The sequence below is a fragment of the Bartonella sp. AA86SXKL genome (assembly GCF_042196885.1).
The window spans coordinates 1-238 of record NZ_JBHIRE010000563.1; the positions used below are offsets into that span (position 1 = coordinate 1).

Sequence of the window (238 nt, forward strand, 5' to 3'; positions counted from 1 at the left end):
GATCAGTTGCAACTTTATCGCTAAAAATATAAATTGAAAGCAAATCTTATCCATAAAGATGGATAACAAAAACTTATCAGGAATACATGATGAAGGTCGATTATTATGAAATTCTTGGCGTGACTCGCGAATGTGATGATAAAAAACTGAAGTCTGCTTTTCGTAAGCTGGCGATGCAATATCATCCTGATCGCAATGCAGGGGATAAAGAGGCAGAACGGAAATTCAAAGAAATTGG

1 protein-coding gene is annotated in these 238 nt (G+C 36.1%); it reads left to right on the forward strand.

Features of this window, described 5'->3' with window-relative positions; genetic code table 11:
• Nucleotides 1–89: 89 nt before the first annotated feature.
• A partial coding sequence (locus ACFIO5_RS13290) for a DnaJ domain-containing protein (RefSeq protein ID WP_375705668.1) occupies nucleotides 90–238 on the forward strand: 149 nt, incomplete at its 3' end.